The sequence below is a fragment of the Snuella lapsa genome (assembly GCF_039539345.1).
GTDB lineage: Bacteria > Bacteroidota > Bacteroidia > Flavobacteriales > Flavobacteriaceae > Snuella > Snuella lapsa.
In genome coordinates, this window is sequence record NZ_BAABCY010000011.1 from 1 (window position 1) to 1,211 (window position 1,211).

The following is a 1,211-nucleotide window of genomic DNA, read 5'->3' on the forward strand; positions in this document are numbered from 1 at the left end:
AGAAAACTTAGACTTGGGAAAGATAATTATTATCTAAATCAATTCCCTAATTTTTTAAATGAAATTGCCCTGAAATATATGCAGATAATAATAGTTGAGTAATGAAGAACCCGTTTAAGCATATAGATAGACCGCTAAAAGAAGTTCCTCCAGAACTTAAATCTAAAGTAATGAAAGATATTGCTATAGCTAAGCTTATTATGGAGCTTGCTGCTTTATTTTCATATGATATCGGATATATCATAGAAACTATCGCTAAACAAAGAAAAGATAAATAATAGTTTAACCACATACTTAACTTAAATATATAATTATGGAAAAAGCAACGCAATGGAAAGATATGGCTTTAGAAACGTTAACATCGATATGGAAAGAAGTCGCTCAAGTATTACCTAACCTATTAGGAAGCCTTTTGTTATTAATTTTTGGTTGGTTGTTTACTAAACTTATAATTAAAATTGTAAAAAAGGCATTAAAGTTAGCAAACGCCAATAAACTTGATGATACCTTAAACGATATTGAAATCATTGAAGGCAAAAAATTAAACTTCAATACCATTAAGATCGTTTCAAACTTTGTGAAGTGGGTGCTGTATATCATATTGATTGTTATGGTTTTGGATATTATGAACCTTAACATGGTTTCTGAAAGAATAAGTGATATTCTAAGTTATTTGCCCCAACTTTTCACGGCTCTTGTCATTTTTACTGTAGGCCTAATTTTTTCAAATCTTATTAAGAAAGGCGTACGTTCGTTTTTTGAGTCTATGGAATTGTCTGGTGCTAAGCTAATCAGTCAAATCGTATTTATTATCATTCTAACCTTTGTTACCATTACAGCTTTAAATCAGGCGGGAGTAGACACTAATATTATCACCAATAACATTACCATGATACTTGCGGCCTTTTTATTGGCTTTCACATTGGCTTTTGGTTTTGGAGCGCAAAAAGTAGTAAGTGATTTATTAAAAACATTTTATACGAGAAGGACCTACGAAATTGGTCAGGTTATAGAATTTAATGATATTAAAGGAGAGGTCGAAACCATTAATAGTATATCGGTGACCTTAAAAACAGACAAAGGAAAATTAGTAGTACCAATAAAAGATATTGTAGAGAGCCAAGTAAGGATACGGGAGTAATTGGACTTGCAACAAAAAGTCGGACAATTTTTCTAAGACCTATGCCACGTTTTTAATTTGATAAAATTCT

The 1,211-nt window shown here is 31.0% G+C and carries 2 protein-coding genes; both read left to right on the plus strand.

All coding sequences use genetic code 11. The features are described 5' to 3' along the window. Nucleotides 1-101: 101 nt before the first annotated feature. Nucleotides 102-278, plus strand: coding sequence for a hypothetical protein (locus tag ABD792_RS01430; protein WP_345003932.1), 177 nt, complete (start codon nucleotides 102-104; stop codon nucleotides 276-278). A 35-nt stretch (nucleotides 279-313) separates the two neighbouring features. Further along, complete coding sequence (locus ABD792_RS01435; protein ID WP_345003933.1) at nucleotides 314-1,141, plus strand: mechanosensitive ion channel family protein; 828 nt, start codon at nucleotides 314-316, stop codon at nucleotides 1,139-1,141. Nucleotides 1,142-1,211: the final 70 nt, after the last annotated feature.

Bases quoted from the DNA above. Each gene is read 5' to 3' on its own strand.
- ABD792_RS01430 (WP_345003932.1), top strand. From the start codon at position 102: ATGAAGAACCCGTTTAAGCATATAGATAGACCGCTAAAAGAAGTTCCT.
- ABD792_RS01435 (WP_345003933.1), top strand. From the start codon at position 314: ATGGAAAAAGCAACGCAATGGAAAGATATGGCTTTAGAAACGTTAACA.